This is a genomic window from Scandinavium sp. M-37, from assembly GCF_043558715.1.
Taxonomy (GTDB): domain Bacteria; phylum Pseudomonadota; class Gammaproteobacteria; order Enterobacterales; family Enterobacteriaceae; genus Scandinavium; species Scandinavium vulneris_A.
Genome location: NZ_JBIGIN010000029.1, coordinates 38,902 through 57,434 on the forward strand (window position 1 = coordinate 38,902; position 18,533 = coordinate 57,434).

At 51.2% G+C, this 18,533-nt stretch carries 18 protein-coding genes and 1 other RNA gene; 16 read left to right on the top strand and 3 right to left on the bottom strand.

Annotation, left to right across the window (positions count from 1 at the left end; translation table 11 throughout):
* Window positions 1–72 precede the first annotated feature (72 nt).
* From ACG0Z5_RS18385 to ACG0Z5_RS18420, 8 genes are all read left to right on the top strand, one after another.
* Window positions 73–1,482: a TolC family outer membrane protein gene (locus ACG0Z5_RS18385; protein WP_394449998.1), complete on the top strand. Its 1,410-nt coding sequence runs from the start codon at window positions 73–75 to the stop codon at window positions 1,480–1,482.
* The gene (locus tag ACG0Z5_RS18390; protein WP_394450000.1) at window positions 1,479–3,671 is read left to right on the top strand and encodes a type I secretion system permease/ATPase; all 2,193 of its coding nucleotides are present in this window, start codon (window positions 1,479–1,481) and stop codon (window positions 3,669–3,671) included. The genes ACG0Z5_RS18385 and ACG0Z5_RS18390 overlap by 4 nt, the downstream gene beginning before the upstream one ends.
* 7 nt (window positions 3,672–3,678) lie before the next feature.
* Complete coding sequence (locus ACG0Z5_RS18395) at window positions 3,679–4,842, top strand: HlyD family efflux transporter periplasmic adaptor subunit (RefSeq protein ID WP_394450032.1); 1,164 nt, start codon at window positions 3,679–3,681, stop codon at window positions 4,840–4,842.
* 70 nt (window positions 4,843–4,912) lie between these two features.
* Window positions 4,913–5,275, top strand: a transfer-messenger RNA (tmRNA) gene (ssrA, locus tag ACG0Z5_RS18400).
* 193 nt (window positions 5,276–5,468) lie between these two features.
* On the top strand, window positions 5,469–6,680 hold the full coding sequence (locus ACG0Z5_RS18405; protein ID WP_394450002.1) for an integrase domain-containing protein: 1,212 nt from the start codon (window positions 5,469–5,471) through the stop codon (window positions 6,678–6,680).
* A gap of 9 nt (window positions 6,681–6,689) precedes the next feature.
* Window positions 6,690–8,075, top strand: a complete 1,386-nt coding sequence (locus ACG0Z5_RS18410; protein WP_394450004.1) for a DUF3696 domain-containing protein — start codon at window positions 6,690–6,692, stop codon at window positions 8,073–8,075.
* Window positions 8,072–8,611, top strand: a complete 540-nt coding sequence (locus ACG0Z5_RS18415; RefSeq protein WP_394450006.1) for a hypothetical protein — start codon at window positions 8,072–8,074, stop codon at window positions 8,609–8,611. Before ACG0Z5_RS18410 ends, ACG0Z5_RS18415 begins: the two co-directional genes overlap by 4 nt.
* Complete coding sequence (locus ACG0Z5_RS18420) at window positions 8,601–9,281, top strand: RNA ligase family protein (RefSeq protein ID WP_394450008.1); 681 nt, start codon at window positions 8,601–8,603, stop codon at window positions 9,279–9,281. Before ACG0Z5_RS18415 ends, ACG0Z5_RS18420 begins: the two co-directional genes overlap by 11 nt.
* A gap of 348 nt (window positions 9,282–9,629) precedes the next feature.
* Here ACG0Z5_RS18420 and ACG0Z5_RS18425 read toward each other — a convergent pair whose 3' ends face one another.
* The 3 genes from ACG0Z5_RS18425 to ACG0Z5_RS18435 are packed head-to-tail and all read right to left on the bottom strand — an operon-like array spanning window position 9,630 to window position 11,184.
* Entirely contained in the window at window positions 9,630–10,196 is a 567-nt protein-coding gene (locus tag ACG0Z5_RS18425; RefSeq protein ID WP_394450010.1) for a phage polarity suppression protein, read from the bottom strand.
* The gene (locus ACG0Z5_RS18430) at window positions 10,193–10,456 is read right to left on the bottom strand and encodes an ogr/Delta-like zinc finger family protein (protein ID WP_394450012.1); all 264 of its coding nucleotides are present in this window, start codon (window positions 10,454–10,456) and stop codon (window positions 10,193–10,195) included. The genes ACG0Z5_RS18425 and ACG0Z5_RS18430 overlap by 4 nt, the downstream gene beginning before the upstream one ends.
* Entirely contained in the window at window positions 10,453–11,184 is a 732-nt protein-coding gene (locus ACG0Z5_RS18435) for a glycoprotein 3 (protein ID WP_394450014.1), read from the bottom strand. The genes ACG0Z5_RS18430 and ACG0Z5_RS18435 overlap by 4 nt, the downstream gene beginning before the upstream one ends.
* Window positions 11,185–11,225: 41 nt before the next feature.
* Between ACG0Z5_RS18435 and ACG0Z5_RS18440 the strand changes: the two genes are divergently transcribed.
* The 8 genes from ACG0Z5_RS18440 (at window position 11,226) to ACG0Z5_RS18475 (ending at window position 17,897) form a co-directional block, all read left to right on the top strand.
* Window positions 11,226–11,405 carry a hypothetical protein gene (locus tag ACG0Z5_RS18440; RefSeq protein ID WP_394450016.1) on the top strand — a complete coding sequence of 60 codons (180 nt, stop codon included), beginning with the start codon at window positions 11,226–11,228 and terminating at the stop codon, window positions 11,403–11,405.
* 351 nt (window positions 11,406–11,756) lie between these two features.
* A complete protein-coding gene (locus ACG0Z5_RS18445) occupies window positions 11,757–12,023 on the top strand; it encodes a helix-turn-helix transcriptional regulator (protein WP_015960100.1) in 267 nt (88 codons plus the stop codon).
* Window positions 12,020–12,571 (top strand): host cell division inhibitor Icd-like protein, encoded by a 552-nt coding sequence (locus ACG0Z5_RS18450; RefSeq protein ID WP_394450018.1) that lies wholly within the window; start codon window positions 12,020–12,022, stop codon window positions 12,569–12,571. Before ACG0Z5_RS18445 ends, ACG0Z5_RS18450 begins: the two co-directional genes overlap by 4 nt.
* Complete coding sequence (locus ACG0Z5_RS18455) at window positions 12,568–12,795, top strand: hypothetical protein (RefSeq protein WP_393969257.1); 228 nt, start codon at window positions 12,568–12,570, stop codon at window positions 12,793–12,795. Before ACG0Z5_RS18450 ends, ACG0Z5_RS18455 begins: the two co-directional genes overlap by 4 nt.
* Complete coding sequence (locus ACG0Z5_RS18460; protein WP_394450020.1) at window positions 12,792–13,112, top strand: DUF5375 domain-containing protein; 321 nt, start codon at window positions 12,792–12,794, stop codon at window positions 13,110–13,112. The genes ACG0Z5_RS18455 and ACG0Z5_RS18460 overlap by 4 nt, the downstream gene beginning before the upstream one ends.
* A gap of 14 nt (window positions 13,113–13,126) precedes the next feature.
* A complete protein-coding gene (locus tag ACG0Z5_RS18465) occupies window positions 13,127–15,460 on the top strand; it encodes a primase-helicase zinc-binding domain-containing protein (RefSeq protein ID WP_394450022.1) in 2,334 nt (777 codons plus the stop codon).
* A gap of 443 nt (window positions 15,461–15,903) precedes the next feature.
* Window positions 15,904–16,404, top strand: coding sequence for a DUF6998 domain-containing protein (locus tag ACG0Z5_RS18470; protein WP_394450024.1), 501 nt, complete (start codon window positions 15,904–15,906; stop codon window positions 16,402–16,404).
* A 263-nt stretch (window positions 16,405–16,667) separates the two neighbouring features.
* Window positions 16,668–17,897, top strand: coding sequence for an integrase domain-containing protein (locus ACG0Z5_RS18475; protein ID WP_394450026.1), 1,230 nt, complete (start codon window positions 16,668–16,670; stop codon window positions 17,895–17,897).
* Window positions 17,898–18,533 lie beyond the last annotated feature (636 nt).

Consider the following 18,533-nt stretch of genomic DNA (forward strand, 5'->3'; position numbering starts at 1 on the left):
TAACAGCCCCGGGGGTCACGGCTCCCGGGGCAAAAAACAGCAACATGTCGTGTTTTTTAAAAGGGATACAATATGGGAAGAAGAGCGCCTGTCGCATTATTGCTGGCATTCCACCTCTGTTCCATTCAGGTGTATGCCGAAGATGAGCCACAAACTATCAGTTCTGAAGGACTGGCCAACGAGCAAGGATTGCCATCGCTCGATGGCTCCGCCGCTGAACTTCCCCTGAGTACCGCCGCGCCCGGCACGCTGACGCTGGGCAACGCCGTGAATCGCTCGGTTAACTGGCACCCGGCTATCCGGGAGGCGATCGGTAAACTGCAGTCACAAAACGAGCAGATTAACGTCGCCAAATCGAAGTATTACCCGCAGATAAGCGCGGGCATGAACAACGGCTACAGCAACACATACACCAACAACGGCTACAGCCCGTCGCTGGTGCTGTCGCTTTCGCAAATGCTGTATGACTTCGGCAAAGTATCAAGCCAGGTGCGGGCCGAAACCGCCGGAGCCGCGCAGGAGCAGGCCAATGTGCTGCTGAGTATCGACAATGTCGCCCACGACACCGCCGTCGCCATGGTGCAGGTGCAGTCCTGGCAGCAGATGGTGGAGGCCGCCAAAGCACAGCTGAATGCGCTCAACAGTATCGGTAAGCTCACCGAACAGCGTAACGATGAAGGGGCCACCTCTCTTTCGGATGTGGTGCAAACCAACGCCCGTATCGAATCCGCCCGTTCGCAAATGGTGCAATATCAGGCCAATCTCGAGAGTTCACAGGCCAACCTGATGACCCTGCTGGGCTGGAATACCCTGAACGACATCAGCAGTGATTTTCCGGCGAAGCTTGAACAGAGCTGCATGATGGCGAAACCGGAAGACCGGCTGGTTCCGTCGGTGCTTGCCGCCTGGGCTGGGGCCAGTGCCGCACAGGCCAATCTGGATTACGCCAACGCGCAAATGACCCCCACCATCTCGCTGGAGCCGTCGGTTCAGCATTACCTCAACGACAAATATCCGAGCAATGAGGTGCTGGATAGAACGCAATATTCGACATGGGTGAAGGTCGAAATGCCGATTTATCAGGGGGGCGGCCTCACCGCCCGACGCGATGCCGCCAGCCATGCGGTGGAGTCGGCGCAGTCCACCATCCAGCGCACCCGGCTCGACGTCCGGCAAAAACTGCTGGAAGCCCGCAGTCAGTCGCTGAATCTCGCCAGCGCGTTGCAGATTTTGCGCCGCCAGCAGCAGCTCAGCGAACGCACCCGCGAACTGTATCAGCAGCAGTATCTCGACCTTGGTTCCCGCCCGTTATTGGATGTGCTCAACGCCGAACAGGAAGTGTATCAGGCGCGCTTTGCAGAGCTGCAAACGCAGAGCCAGCTCCATCAGCTACAGCTTGACTGCCTGTATAACACCGGCACGATACGCCAGGCTTTTGGCTTAAATAATCGCAGCATCCAGTCCGTGGAGATCCAGCCATGACCCGTGCCGCTCCTCCTGTTGAAGAACTAATCAGCGATCGCGCCCTCAGCAACTGGGCGCTGGCCATCGGTCACGTCGCCGCCCACTATCGGGTGGTCTGTTCACCGGGCGCGATTCAGGCCAACGCCCCGTGGTTTAAAGGCAAAAACCGCACGCCAGCACTAACGCAGCTTGCGCGTCAGGCTGGACTCTCATTCCACCTGCTCACCCTGACCGAACACGCCTTCAGCCAATGGCGACTACCGGTGGTGGCGGAACTCGAAGATGGCCAGTTGGCGGTCATCGAGCACTTCAACGGCGACGATGCGGTCGACGTGTTCATGATTGACGGCGACAGCGAAAGTAACCGGGTGGTCGCCAGCGAACTGTTGTCATCGGTGAAATATGTGGCTGCCCTGCGCCCGCTCTCGGCGCTGAAGGACAGCCGCGTCGATACCTACGTCTCCCGCTTCAGCCCCGACTGGATGAAGGGGCTGGTGTTACAGGATTTACGGCCGTACATCCCGGTGATGATCGCCGCATTTTTGGTGAACGTGCTATCGCTGGCCGGGATCGTCTTTTCGATGCAGGTCTACGACCGGGTGATCCCGGCGCAGTCCTACCCGACGCTGTACGTATTGGCAACCGGGGTGCTTATCTCGGTGATATTCGGATTCCTGCTGCGGGAGGCGCGAACCCACATCATGGACGTGCTCGGCAAACGCGCCGACATGCGCATTTCTGACCGGGTGTTCAGCCACGCCCTACGGCTGCGGAACAGCGCAGTGCCCCGCTCCACCGGCAGCTTTATCTCCCAGTTGCGCGAGCTGGAACAAATCCGCGAGATGATCACCTCCTCGACCCTTTCCACGCTGGTCGATTTACCGTTCTTCTTCCTGTTCGTGGTGGTGTTGGGGATCATCGCCCCGCAGCTGTCGTGGATAGCCCCGGTGGCCGCGATAATGATGGTACTCCCGGGCCTGCTTTTACAAAAAAAACTGGCGATCCTGGCGAACCAGTCGGCGCATGAATCCACCCTGCGTAATGCGGTGCTGGTGGAGAGCGTGCAGGGGCTGGAGGACATCAAGCTGATGCAGGCGGAGAACCGTTTTTTGCAGCAGTGGAACAGCTACATTCGCATTACCGGAGAATCTGGCCTGCGCACCCGCAAAGTGACGCAGGGCCTGATTGGCTGGGGTATGTCGGTGCAAAGCCTGGTGTATGCGGCAGTAATATTGTTCGGCGCACCGCTGGTGATCGAGGGTGACCTGACCACCGGGTCGGTGGTGGCCGCCTCGATGCTGGCATCACGGATGATTGCCCCCATGGCCGGGCTATGCGGCGTGCTGGCCCGCTGGCAGCAGGTAAAAGCCGCCAAAATGGGGCTCGACAGCATCATGCAGTTGCCGACCGAAACCCAGCGCGATGAAAGCCTGGTGCATCAGGAAATTTTCCACGGCCACTACGTTTTTGAGAATGCGCATTTCCGCTACCACCACGAAGATCAGCGGGTGCCGCTGCGTATCTCGCGGCTTGAGATTTTGCCCGGAGAACGCGTGGCCCTGCTCGGGCGCAACGGCGCGGGCAAATCCACGCTGTTGCAGGCCCTGGCGGGCGGGGTTGAAATCGTCAACGGCGACCTGCGCCTCGATAACCTCAGCATCTCGCAAATCGACATGGCCGACCTGCGCCGCAACATCGGTTTTCTCAGCCAGAACGCGCGACTGTTCTTCGGCACCCTGCGCGAGAACTTAACCCTCGGCGCGCCGCACGCCAGCGATGAAGCGATCTTTGAGGTGTTGGAAATCTGCGGGGCCGATAGCTTTGTTAAACGCCTGCCGAAGGGATTAGATCACCCCATCATGGAAGGCGGCAACGGGCTGTCAGGCGGCCAGCGCCAGGCGATTCTGCTGGCCCGAATGCTGCTCCGTTCGCCAAATATCGTCCTGCTCGATGAACCGAGCGCCTCGCTGGATGAACACACCGAGCGGGAGTTTATTCAGCGCCTCGGCAACTGGCTCGGCAACCGGACGCTGATTGTCGCCACCCATCGCGTGCCGGTGCTGGATCTGGTAGATCGCGTGGTGGTGCTAAAAGAAGGCCAGCTGGTGATGGATGCCCCGAAAGCTCAGGCAATGAATAACAGCCGCACACCGGCTCCGGGAACGACCAATGGACGGGGGTGGAACAATGAAAACCAGTCAGCGTGATGTCGCCATGGACGACCTCGACATTCGTCGGGAGAATGAATTTTCCGGCGCCACTAAAATCGTGCTGCTCTCTGCCGCCCTGTTTTTACTGCTCGGCGCGTGGGCGTGGTTTGGTCAACTCGACGAAGTCTCGACCGGCACCGGGAAGGTTATCCCCAGCTCACGCGAACAGGTGTTGCAGTCGCTCGACGGCGGAGTGCTCACCGAGCTGTTGGTTCACGAAGGCGACAAAGTGCAGGCCGGGCAAGTGGTGGCGCGGCTGGACCCGACCCGCTCAGAGTCTAACGTCGGCGAAAGTGCCGCCCGCTACCGGGCCTCGCTGGCCTCCAGCGTGCGTCTGAATGCCGAGGTGAACGACCTGCCGCTCAAGTTTCCCGCCTCGCTCAATGCCTGGCCGGACCTGATCGCCCAGGAAACCCGGCTGTATAAATCGCGTCGCGCGCAGCTCATCGACTCGCAGGCCGATCTTCAGGACGCGCTGAACTCGGTGAATAAAGAACTTTCCATCACCGAACGACTGCAAAAAAGCGGCGCGGCGAGCCATGTGGAAGTGCTGCGTTTGCAGCGCGAGAAAAGTGACCTCGGCCTGAAAATCACCGATTTACGCTCGCAGTATTACGTGCAGGCGCGCGAGGCGTTGTCGAAGGCCAATGCCGAAGTCGACATGCTGTCGTCGATCATTAAAGGCCGGGAAGACTCGGTCACGCGAATGACCGTGCGCTCACCGATGCGCGGGATTGTGAAAAATATCCAGGTGACGACCATCGGCGGCGTCATCCCACCGAACGGGGAAATGATGGAGATCGTCCCCGTCGACGATCATCTGCTGATTGAAGCCCGCCTCTCCCCGCGCGATATCGCGTTTATCCACCCCGGACAGCGGGCGCTGGTCAAAATCACCGCTTACGATTACGCCATTTACGGCGGGCTGGAGGGCGAAGTCGAGACCATTTCGCCCGACACGATTCAGGACAAAGTGAAGCCTGAAATTGTTTACTATCGGGTGTTTATCCGCACCCATCAGGATTATCTGGCCAACAAGCGCGGGCATAAGTTCTCCATCTCGCCGGGGATGGTCGCCAGCGTCGACATCAAAACCGGTGAAAAAACCATCATGGATTACCTGATCAAGCCATTCAACCGCGCGAAAGAGGCGTTACGTGAGCGATAAGTGAGCGTTTACGCGGGTTATAGCGGTGGCGCTGGGGGCAAAAGGTCTGTTATACTGACTGGAACACATTGGGGCTGATTCTGGATTCGACGGGATTTGCGAAACCCAAGGTGCATGCCGAGGGGCGGTTTGCCTCGTTAAAAGCCGCAAAAAAATAGTCGCAAACGACGAAAACTACGCTTTAGCAGCTTAATAACCTGCTAAGAGCCCTCTCTCCCTAGCTTCCGCTCTTAAGACGGGGATCAAGAGAGGTCAAACCCAAAAGAGATCGCGTGGACATCCTGCCTGGGGTGAAATCGCTAAAACTAATCAGGCTAGTCTGGTAGTGGCGTGTCTGTCCGCAGCTGCCCGGCGAATGTAAAGACTGACTAAGCATGTAGTACCGAGGACGTAGGAATTTCGGACGCGGGTTCAACTCCCGCCAGCTCCACCAAAATCCTTCGAAGATGATTCCAGAGTCATCCGTAGAAGTCCTGAAAGCCCGCACGGCGCAAGCCCTGCGGGCTTTTTTGTGTCTGTAATCGTCCGAGACGATCCGCCTGAATCCAGTAAAAATTGGTACACGTTTAGGTACACGCTATACTGTGGTCCAATAAACGTGTACCAATTATGGAAGGGATCCAGACATGGCGCGCATCACACGCCCCCTCACAAACAATGAAATTCTTAAAGCTAAACCCCGCGAAAAAGACTTCACCTTGCATGATGGTGACGGCCTGTTCTTACTCATTAAAACCTCTGGTAAAAAGCTTTGGCGTTTTCGCTACCAGCGACCAAACAGTATCAGCCGTACAAATCTGAGCCTTGGCGCATATCCTGCCCTTACACTTGCAGCAGCACGTCAGATACGCGATCAGCATTTGTCTCTACTAGCACAGGGTATAGACCCTCAGCAGCAACAAGAAATGGTTTCAGAACAGCGCCAAATAGAGTTGGACAGCATTTTCTCTACTGTTGCTACCAATTGGTTCCAGCTTAAGAGCAAAGGTGTCACACCGGATTATGCAAAAGACATTTGGCGCTCCTTAGATAAGGATGTATTTCCTGCTATTGGCGGGATACCTGTTCAGGAGATCAAAGCCAGAACGATCATCGAGGCGTTGGAGCCAATCAAAGCGCGTGGAGCATTGGAGACGGTTCGTCGCCTAGTTCAGCGTATCAACGAGATAATGATTTACGCAGTTAATACTGGCTTGCTTGATGCCAATCCTGCATCAGGCGTAGGTATGGCATTTGAGCGGCCGAAAAAGCAAAACATGCCTACGTTACAGCCTGAAGAATTACCAAAGCTAATGCGTTCTTTAGTCATGTCAAACCTGTCTATTTCGACTCGATGTCTTATTGAATGGCAGCTCCTGACATTAACACGCCCTTCTGAGGCTTCAGGTGCCCGATGGGAAGAGATCGATCTCGATAAAAAGCTCTGGACGATACCAGCCGAGAGAATGAAGGCGAAGCGTGAACACATTGTTCCTTTGTCGCCTCATGCGTTAGAGATTTTGCAGGTGATGAAGCCTATAAGTTCAATTCGAGAACATATATTCCCAAGCCGGAATGACCCAAAGGAACCGATGAACAGCCAAACGGCCAATGCCGCTTTGAAACGCATTGGTTATGGTGGTAAGTTAGTGGCACATGGATTACGTGCTATAGCTAGCACCGCTATGAATGAAGCTGGCTTCAATGCAGATATAATTGAAGCATCTCTGGCGCATACAGATAAAAATGAAGTCAGAAGGGCATATAACCACGCACAATATTTAAAACAGCGTTCAGATTTATTAGTTTGGTGGGGCGAAGAAATAAAAAAAGCTGCCATGACTCAATTTATAAAATAAGGATGAAAAATGTTTAAAACATTAAAGATGGAAAACTTTAAGGTTTGGACTGATACCGGTGAAATCAAAATGTCACCTATTACTCTTTTCTTTGGGACGAATAGCTCTGGTAAATCAAGTATCGGCCAATTGCTAATGATGCTTAAACAGACAGTTGAGTCATCTGACAGGAAAACTCCGTTCTATCCCGGAGGAAAAAATTCGGCGGTTCAGTTGGGTTCATTCCAAGATATGGTTAACATGAGAGATGTTAATAAGAGTATTTCTTTTGAATATTCTTGGTCAATTGATGACCAATATTCAAAGTTAAGCTTGGACAGCATCATATCCTCCTCTGATACGTGTAAATTTCGCTCTGAGATATCATTCAACTCTGAAACCAATGGTTTATATGTCAGTAGTTTCTCATATACATTTTCCAAAAAAAATAAAGATGATGTATCTATCGGACTTATTCGCGATACAAAATCAAATTATAAGATTAAAACCAACAACTTTACACTTACACGTCAAAAAGGTAGGGTATGGGCCATAAAAGATTTAGTTAGGTTTTATGGTTTTCCTGAAGAGGTTGTCGCTTACCATCAAAATGCTGATTTCGTCCAAGATATAAATTTGATGCATGAAAAATTATTCCGCTCAGTATGCTATTTAGGTCCTATGAGAAATAAACCTGAGCGATTATATCCTTGGACTGGAATCTCACCTGAAAGCGTAGGTTATGCTGGCGAAAATGCTATTTCTGCACTTCTTTCATCAAAAGAAAGAAGGATTGGACTTGCTTATAAAAAGAAAAACAAACCATTAGAAGAAATTATTGCTGAAAAATTAAAACAAATGGACTTGATCGATAGTTTTTCTGTAAAAGCCATTTCAGAACATCGTCAAGAATATGAAGTAAAGGTCAAAACAAAAGGATCTAGGCAATGGGTTGATCTTCCAGACGTGGGATTTGGAGTCTCCCAAGTTCTACCAGTGTTAGTGCAATGTTTTTATGCTCAGCCCGGTTCCATAATACTGATGGAACAACCCGAGATTCATTTACATCCCAAAGCACAATCAGTACTTGCTGATGTTATGATAGATGTCATTCGCTCTCGAGAAAACGGTAAACCAAGAGACATCCAATTAATCATAGAAACTCACTCAGAACATTTCCTGCGCAGACTACAAAGAAGAATTGCTGAGGATACACTAAAATCAGAAGAAGTTTCCGCTTACTTCTCTGATTTATCATCGGCAGCGCCTAAATTAACTCCATTGAAAATTGATGTTTTTGGTAACATTCTTAATTGGCCAGATAATTTCTTTGGAGATGAGTTAACTGATATTGCAGAACAGGCAAAATCAGCATTAAAAAGGAGAATAAAAGAAAGAGAGGGCTCATCAAAATGAGTAAATTACCCAAAGCTTTTCTCGTTGATACAAATGTAGCTGTTACAGCTAATAAGCATATTGATATTAATAAAATTCCGGATGACATGCTTAAATGTGTACTGGAATGTGTCGAAATAATAGAGAAGGTGATTGAAAACGGTGGGTTAGTAATTGATGAAGGACAAGAGATTGTTGAGGAGTATCGTTCAAATTTAAACATGAGTGGTGCTCCCGGCATTGGCGATAAATTTATGAAGTGGATTTATACAAATCAATGGACATTCCCTGTTGAAAACATGGTCAAAATTACAAAATCAGGAACTAGTTATGAGGAGTTTCCTGTGCATCAAGACCTCACAAATTTTGACTTGTCCGATCGGAAATTTGTAGCAACCTCTTTTGCGCATCCAAAAAAACCGCCTATTTTTCAAGCAACCGATAGCAAATGGTGGGGGTGGAAGGAACCACTTGCTGATGTTGGTATAAAGGTTCATTTTGCTGACGAAAAATTTATAAGTGATATATATAATAGGAAATTCCCAAATGGAAGATGAACTCTACAAATTCCCTTCCACACCACATGTATTTCATCACCCTAATTTAAGGGGGGATAAAATAATTTCGGATAATGAACGGTCATTATTTTCCACTAGAAAAACCGTAATAGAAGAAAAAATTGATGGCGCCAACCTAGGGATTTCCTTTAATGCTAATGCTGACTTAATACTCCAAAATAGAGGTTCTTTTCTATATCCACCTTTCAATGGACAATGGAAATACATACCTGACTGGTTAGCAGTCAACCAAGATAAAATCTTTGATTGCATCCGTGATCAATATATTATATTTGGCGAGTGGTGTTATGCAAAGCACTCCATATACTATAATAGTCTTCCTGATTATTATTTGGTCTTTGATGTTTTTGATAAAAAAAGACATGCATTCCTGCCTTACGAAAAAAGGAATAAAATAATATCAGGTATAAATCTTCATTGCGTTCCCTTTCTTGGTGAGGGTATATTTGAAGCTAATAAACTTATGTCCTTTATAAGAAAGTCAAAGTTTAGTGATGAAACAGCTGAAGGTATATACTTGAGAATAGAATCTACCGAAGCAGTTGACTTCAGGTCGAAAATTGTCCGTCCAGACTTCACTCAAAATATTACAGACCACTGGAGCAAACGTATCATAAAAAAAAATAAGATCCTAACCCCTTATTCATAAGCCGCCTCCCCCCGCCCATAGCCACTCTTATTGTGGCTATGATTTTTCTTATACGAATATTAAGCCTATGATTGGCTTTTAATATCCCAAAACACATCGAATAAATACTCCCTAATGTTTTGATATTGAAAATAGAAGTCAACTCATCTAGCGCGCAATGCTCTCCCCGCCACGCCTGCACGCTTAAGGGGCCGCTTTTAATGCAAGTGCAAGAGCAGCCCTAGACCGCGCCAGAGCTGGCGCTGGCGAGAGTGGCGGGGGTGTGAAAACGCATGCAAAACCATGCACCTTACGCATGCATGGCTTAATTCGGTAAAAATGGCGGGATTTACGGGGATTTTCTGACGGCTACTGCGCGGCCAGTTCTGCGCGTTTATTTACGTAATTCTGGTTTTGTGCGGGTGTATATTTTTCACGATTATCATCCCGCGAAGCCGCGTCAGGTCTGAATCCGATAGCCGTTAAAATGTCATTATCCTGTGCGAAATAATGAATTTTTTCACCGGCGGCCAGCCACCCCGACAGCGCCTCACGCAGGTAATCGACTGAATGCTGCATCACGCAGTGCGTGACGGCGGGATTCTGGCTGTTATAAGCCATTAATTCGGGCGCAAGCGCGGCGGCCAGCTCTGCGCCGTGCGCCTGCATAAAATCATTCAGCCGGTTGCGGATACTGATGCGCTGCACGTTCTCATGCGAGCGAATATAGCGACCAGCCGCCTGATTCATTTCCCACTTTTTCACGTCGATAATCTCGCGCAGGGTTTGCAGACTCCGGGTGCGGCTGTCATCACCGGTGGCGATAAGCTCGCGGTATTCCTGTTCGGCGTCGGCCAGCTCCTGTTTACGATTCAGCCAGGTGGTTTTGTTGTTCTGACAGGCTTCAAAAGCCTGCTGTAGCGTCACGGTGGTCATGAGCGTTTCTCCTGATTATGGCGGAACGGTGAGCTGTAACAACCCTTTACCATACGGGGCGACATCGGGATATCCGGCACGGTCTGAGGCTTTAAGCTTTCAAAAGGTGACCGGATAATTTCTTCAATCGACTCGATGCTGCGAAAAGTGGCTGAGCATTCGATATTGATGCACTGGTGGTAGCGCTGTTTGACGTTATCTGAGAGATACCGACTTGTACGCGCATGCGCCGCTTTTTTGCAGAACGGACAGTGCATCATTCCAGCACCCCCCGCGCTTTCAGGTCAGCCTCACGCTCACGCAGTTTGTTAAAGTAGGCCTGACGCTGGCCGTTGGTCACTGCCACACCGTAATTCATGTGCGCCAGTGTCTCAGCCGACAGCCCGGCTTTAAACAGCACCGGCTCATCCGCCAGACGGATGTGACAGTCCTTCACCGCACGCTCAAGCCACACTTTTACCTCCTGCATGACCGCTTTATCGGGTTCGACATAGCCCTGAATCCCGACGGTGTTCGCAAGCGGGTTCCCCAGCGCCAGCATTTTCAGTTTCATCGCCCGGACAAGCGCCCCGCACGTCTCACGCAGCGCGTTATCCAGCTCTTTTCCGGCGTACTCGCTCAGCACATTGTGATGCGCCTGACGGTATTCTCTGGCGGTAATGTCACAGGAGGCTTTCAGGCGGTCGCTGTCATAGGCCAGCACCTCAGCCAGATGGTCGCATTCCTGCGCCAGCTCACGGGAAGCCACACGCGCCAGATGCTGCTGTTTCAGCTCGTCCGTCAGCAACGCACCACCGGCACGGAATGCCGCGCGCCATCCGCTGGCCTCGTTGCCGCTTTCCTTTTCGAGCTCTGCTTTCTGCTCTGCGGTTCGGGTCATCGCCGTGGTGGTGTCATCCATCTGACGGGCGTTTTCGAGATGGGCGGCTCTGGCCGCGTCCAGTTGCTGGAATGCCGGTGTCAGGTAATCAGGGATGGTAGTGGTCATGGTGTGTCTCCTCAGTCGTGTCAGGTTGAGGAGATTCTGCCGTGCGCCACACAACAACTCGACTCATTGCCGTTGTGGCAGGAATGGCACAGACGGGACTTTCAAAAGCAGGCTGGCCAGAGAAAGGTCGCAGGAAAATCACCCTCTCTGTTTGTTTTTTTACTGTTAACTATTCACCACTGTTCACCTTTAATAAAAATATAAGTAATACAGTAAGTTAAAGGGTGAACAGTTGAGAATCTGACTGTTCACCGTCTGTTCACCACTGTTCACCCTGAGCATTTATCGACCACTGGCACTCTTTAAGTCTTTTAGATTCATTGGGAATAAAAGAGTGTCTATATATTTCATTTTTAACTTATCGACCTTGCCAACAACGGCCAATAAAGGCCAATAAGGGCCAATAAGGGCCAATATAGACCAGCAGCGTCCACGGTATAAAATTCATACAGTTGTATGGTCTGCTGATACGAAATGACTTGTTGCCCTGAGCGAAAATATTCACAAAATAGAGCGCTACCCGAGGCCGGACGGACACGACCGGCACTGTATGGACTTTATGAGGTAGCCCGATGCACACCGCTTTTTCTTCCCCGTCTTCTGCGCCTGTCGCCCCGCCGATGCCGTTTTCTGACGCTGTTCAGGAGCGTTTTATCCGCCTGCCCGAAGTACTGCACCTGTGCGGCCTGTCACGCTCCACGGTTTATGACCTCATCAGCCGGGAGGCTTTCCCGAAACAAATCTCGCTTGGCGGTAAAAACGTGGCCTGGGCGCAGTCGGAAATCACCGCATGGATGACCGAGCGGATCGCCGACCGTAACCGGAGCTGCGACGCATGATGATGGCCGTTCTTCTTAAAGCCCCTTTTTCTGGCTTGCTTCCGTTCGCCGTTTCCAGGTATAGTTTTCCCGCTGTCGCAAAATCGGCAGCCGGGATTTGCAGCCCGTGTAACTTATTGGCGACACAACACGCGCCAAGCGTGTTTTTTTATGTCGTTGCTCTGACACACCTATTTTTGGGGCTGTGGTGTTTTCGCCATAGTTCCTCTCAGATAATGGTGGTCCGGGCGGGGCAGCCTTCGGGCTGGCCGGTTTCCAATAAGGCCGGTACTGCAAACCCCGTCCGGGCTACCACCCATGAGATTTGCAGCTCTGGTGGTGGCGTTAACCGCTACTTATTGGAGGTTGCCCTTATGGCTACGATCCTCACCCCGTCTCACCCGCAATTTGTCTTCGTGTTTGCCGCTGTTCGCCGCGCAGACCGTAAACCCCGTATCTGTATGCTCCGCACCGTGGCCGGTGATGAAAACGCCGCACGTCGTTCCCTCGTTCGTGATTACATCCTCTCGTTTGCTGGCCGTCTGCCACTGGCGGAGGTGCATGCATGAAACATCCCGCGATCACCCTGAAAGACCTTGAATGCCTTGAGCACCTGCGCAACGTCGGCCAGCTCGTCAGTGACCTGTCGCAGGCGCAGGACAGCACCACCCTTTGCCATAGCCCAGCGCAGCGTTTGCAGCTCTCCTCCGTGGTTTACCTGATGACCGTTCAGCTCGACGGCGTGGTCGAACGCTGCAATCAGCGCTGGCTGACCGGGGAGGCTAACGTATGAAAAAGCCCTTACCGCCTGTACTACGTGCTGCCCTGTATCGCCGCGCGGTGGCCTGTGCCTGGCTGACCCTGTGCGAACGTCAGCATCGCTATCCGCAGCTCACGCTCGATACGCTGGAAAGCGCGATTGCCGCCGAGCTGGAGGGCTTTTATCTGCGCCAGCACGGCGAGGAAAAAGGCCGTCAGATTGCCTGTGCGCTGCTGGAGGATTTGATGGAAGCCGGTCCACTGAAAGCAGCGCCGTCGCTGTCCTTTCTGGGGCTCGCCGTAATGGATGAACTCTGCGCCCGTCATATCGCCGCGCCGGTTGTGCACTGAGGGAGAAAATAACGATGAAAATGAACGTAACCGAAACCGTAAAACAGGCGTGCGGCCACTGGCCGCGCATTCTCCCGGCGCTGGGTGTACCGGTCATTAAAAACCGGCATCAGGCCTGCCCGGTGTGCGGCGGCTCTGACCGCTTTCGTTTTGACGATAAAGAGGGGCGCGGGACGTGGTTCTGCAACCAGTGCGGCGCGGGTGACGGGCTTAAGCTGGTCGAAAAAGTGTTCGGCGTGTCGGCTTCCGAGGCCGCCGGGAAAGTGAGCGCCCTGACCGGCAGTCTGCCGCCGGTAGCTGAGGACATTATCGCCGTCGCTGAGGCCGAAACCGACGCCAGCCGCAAAGTCGCTGCCACGCTTGCGGTCTCTCTGATGGAGAAAACCCGCCCGGCCACCGGCAACGCCTACCTGACCCGCAAGGGCTTTCCTGCGCTCGAATGCCTGACGCTGACCACCACGCACAAAACCGGCGGCGTGAGTTATCGCGCTGGTGATGTGGTCGTGCCGCTCAAGGACGATACCGGCGCGGTGGTTAACGTTCAGCTCATTAACGCTGACGGCCTCAAACGCACCCTGAAAGGCGGAGCAGTAAAAGGGGCATGGCACCTTATCGAAGGGAAAAAAGAGGCCGGGAAACGGCTGTGGATAGCGGAGGGGTACGCGACCGCGCTCACCGTGCATCACCTGACCGGCGAAACCGTCATGGTGGCGCTCTCGTCCGTGAACCTCCTTTCTCTGGCGAGCCTTGCCCGTCAGAAGCATCCGGCCTGTCAGATTGTGCTCGCCGCCGACCGCGACCTCAGCGGGAACGGCCAGACGAAAGCCGCAGCGGCCGCACAGGCCTGTGAAGGAATCGTTGCCCTCCCGCCGGTATTTGGTGACTGGAATGATGCCTTTATGCAGCAGGGCGAGGACGCCACGCGCAAAGCGATTTACGGTGCCATCCGGCCACCGGCTGAAAGTCCGTTCGACACCATGAGCGAGGCGGAATTTACCGCCATGAGTACCAGTGAAAAAGCGATGCGGGTTCACGAGCATTACGGCGAAGCGCTGGCCGTGGATGCCAATGGCCAGCTCCTGTCCCGCTATGAAGCCGGGACATGGAAAATTATCCCGCCGTCAGACTTTGCGCGCGACGTGGCCGGCCTGTTCCAGCGCCTGCGCGCCCCGTTCTCGTCGGGGAGAATTGCCTCCGTGGTCGATACCCTGAAACTGATTATCCCGCAGCAGGCCGCCCCGGCACGTCGTCTGATTGGCTTTCGCAACGGCGTACTCGATACCCTCACCGGCGTGTTCAGTCCGCACAGCAAATCACACTGGCTGCGCACCCTGTGCGACGTGGATTTTACCCCGCCGGTCGAGGGCGAAACGCTGGAAACTCACGCGCCGAATTTCTGGCGCTGGCTCGACCGCGCGGCCAGCGGCAACGCTGAAAAACGTGACGTGATACTCGCCGCGCTGTTTATGGTGCTGGCGAACCGCTACGACTGGCAGCTCTTTCTCGAAGTCACCGGTCCCGGCGGGAGCGGGAAAAGTATTCTGGCCGAAATTGCGACCCTGCTCGCCGGGGAAGATAACGCCACGTCAGCGACCATCGAGACGCTGGAATCCCCGCGTGAGCGCGCGGCGCTGATTGGCTTCTCGCTGATACGCCTGCCTGACCAGGAGAAGTGGAGCGGGGACGGCGCGGGACTTAAAGCCATCACCGGCGGCGATGCCGTGTCAGTCGACCCGAAATACCGCGATGCCTATTCGGCCTATATCCCGGCGGTTATTCTGGCCGTGAACAATAACCCGATGCGCTTCACCGACCGCAGCGGCGGCGTGTCCCGTCGTCGGGTGATAATCCACTTCCCGGAGCAGATTGCGCCGGAGGAGCGCGACCCGCAGCTTAAGGACAAAATCGCATGTGAGCTGGCCATCATCGTGCGCCAGCTTATGCAGCAGTTCAGCGACCCGATGACGGCGCGTACATTGCTCCAGTCACAGCAGAACTCCGACGAGGCACTCAGCATCAAGCGCGACGCTGACCCGACGTTCGATTTTTGCGGCTATCTGGAGGCGCTGCCGCAGACGAACGGGATGTTTATGGGGAATGCCAACATTATCCCGCGACAGCCCCGTAACTATCTTTATCACGCCTATCTGGTCTATATGGAGGCCAACGGTTACAAGCACGTGCTGAGTCTGAAAATGTTCGGGCTGGGGCTGCCGATGATGCTCAAAGAGTACGGGCTTAACTATGACAAGCGGCATACCAAGCAGGGGACACAAACCAACCTGACGCTCAGGGAGGACAGCAACGGCGACTGGCTGCCGAAGTGCGATGGATCCATAGCGACATAACCTACCTCAGACCGGCAACCGCCGGTCTTTTTATGCCTGACTGTCCCGCGAGGTGAGCAATCGACTGTTCACCCTTCACCATCTGTTCACCACTTAACACCATGAAATTACTGTATAAAAATAGAAGGTGAACAGAGTGAACAGTAAAACCTAAAAAAACTTTTTACCCCCCCCTCTTCGCCTGACCCGGCTCACCCTGAGCGCGCAAAAATCACAAAGGTGAAGAGTCGACTGTTCACTCTTCACCAACTCATCACCACTTAACTTTATGATTTAAAATGAGAAATGATCGAGGTGAACAGTGTGAACAGTTAAATGCAAAAAAACTTTTTTTGCGTATGATGTTGCAGTGTTACTTCAAGGTCAGTTCCAAGCTGGCTAACGGCCTCATCTGGACAGCGCATTAATTCATAACTTGGCAAGCCAAATTCTAAGGGCGTTTTATGGAAACTACTTTGCTTTCGAATTGCGACGATAAAATTATAAACATATTAAATGAAGCTAAAGATGTGGCACTGAGATATTACAAACTAACTAATAAACCTCTCGGGATCACCGGCGAAATAGCAGAATATGAAGCAGCAACTCTTCTGGGATTGTCGCTATGCTCGGCTCGTCAGTCTGGATACGATGCGATTGAAATTCTTAACGGGAAAGAACACAGAGTTCAGATAAAAGGTCGCTACATGCCTAATCCAAAGAAAGTTTCTGCGAGGATAGGTGCTATTGATATATCGAAGCCATTTGATTCTGTTCTTTTAGTTTTGCTTGATGAAAATTATGATGCTTTTGAGATGTATGAAGCATCACGAAATGAAGTAGTCGCAGCTCTGATAGCACCTGGTTCAAAGTCAAGAAATGAGCGCAATCAGCTCGGTATAGCAAAATTTAAGTCTATAAGTATTCTCCGCTGGAGCAAGGTTACTGAACCTGAGATCCTTTAATTGGTACACGTTTAGGTACACACCTGAAATCTGAATTAGTAAAAAATCTTTTAATTTATATAGATAACAAATTTATTCAGATTCCCCCAGCTCCACCACTTTTTAGTTGTTTGAAGTACAATGAAGTCTACTAAGCCCGCACAGCACAAGCTCTGCGGGCTTTTTCATGTCTATTGTCGTCCAGTGAGAATTGCTGAGAACTATCACTTATGGCACCCTGAATGGGACCCACAACGAAGGGTCCAAAAACCGAGGGTCCCAAAATGGCAAAAATCGCTAAGAAGCTCACTGACACTGAAATCAAAAGCACCAAGCCAGCCGACAAAGAAATCAACTTGTTTGACGGTGATGGTTTGATCCTACGAATCGCCCCCCTCTCGAAAGGAGGGAAGAAGAATTGGTATTTCAGGTATGCAGTGCCGGTGACCAAAAAGCGAACTAAGGTGAGCTTAGGAACATATCCTCACCTTACACTGGCAAGAGCCAGAGCCCTACGAGATGAATACCTTTCCTTGCTTGCCAATGGCATTGATCCTCAAATCCATAACAACGATAAAGCTAATGCCTTAAAGAATGCTACTGAACACACTCTCCAAGCCGTGGCAAGGAAATGGTTAGATGAGAAGGTAAAAACCTCAGGTATCTCACAAGACCATGCAGAAGACATCTGGCGAAGCTTGGAGAGAAATATCTTTCCAACGTTGGGTGATACCCCCATTAAGGAGATTCGCCCTAAAATGCTTAAACAGCATTTAGACCCCATAGAAAAACGAGGTGTCCTTGAAACACTTCGCCGCATCATATCCCGCCTGAATGAAATTTTCCGCTATGCAGCAACAGAAGAACTCATAGAATTCAATCCGGCTGACAATCTTGCCCAGAGATTTAGTAAGCCGAAGAAACAGAACATGCCAGCCCTGCCCCCAAACGAACTGCCCCGCTTCCTAATGGTGTTAAATAATGCCTCAGTCCGTATGGAGACACGATTACTGATTGAATGGCAGTTACTAACTTGGGTCCGCTCCGGTGAAGCGGTTCGCGCAAGATGGACAGATATTGATATAGAAACCGGCATGTGGAACATCCCGACTGAATTTATGAAAATGAAGAAGCCTCACAAAGTTCCACTAAGCAAAGAAGCTTTGGGAGTCTTGGGGTCAATGAAAGCGATAAGTGGGCATCGTGAATGGGTGTTTCCAAGCATAAAGGCTCCTCTTAACCATATGCATGAACAAACAGCTAATGCGGCCATAATCCGTATGGGTTTCGGAGGTGAGCTTGTAGCTCACGGTATGCGTTCCATCGCTAGAACGGCTGCTGAGGAGTCTGGAAAGTTCAGGACAGACGTCTTAGAAGCAGCCCTTGTCCACTCGAAGAAGGATGAAATAATTGCGGCCTACAATCGTGAAGAGTATCTCACAGAACGGGTGGTTCTCATGCAATGGTGGAGTGACTATGTGCAAGCTCAAAGGCTAAAAGCTATTGCTGCCTGACTGATCTTGGAGGTTAGCAGGAAGGCTGGAGACCGTTTGAAATGTATGGCCTTCAAAAAATATGATTATATATCAACGATATTAAATCAATAACCTCCACAGTTCTCAACGAAAAAGAAGATTCTTCTGACGTTTTCTAATCAGCTTTAGCTGCAAATCGACACAAATGAGGTAAGGAGAGCTTACAATCGTTCTCAATATCTTGAACAACGTAGAAAGATGATGGCTGGTGAGATAACTTCTTTTCATCAAACGATTATGGGACCAATACCAATCAAAACTTGGCTTGAATCAGAAATTACATTCTTTTAATGCGGCACACATCGTGTTTGTTGTGTATTGTCCTCAGACAACTGCTAAATGACCATGACGGAAGGTTTCACGTTTTACACATAGCTATTAATTTAGAGCATTGTTTTATAAAGTTTTTTATTTAAATTCAACCTTCAGAAGTTTTTCTTTTCTTCACCAAAAAAAATACTGTACATAAAAACAGTTAAGAGGTACTGTATTGAAGTGGTCAACAAAAACTGGCCACAGTTTTGGAGTTTTTCCAGAACAATCGCTCTGATTCATTGGGTGTTAAGCCACCGTTATATTGGTGGGGTCTGAGCTGGCTGTAATAACCAATGATGT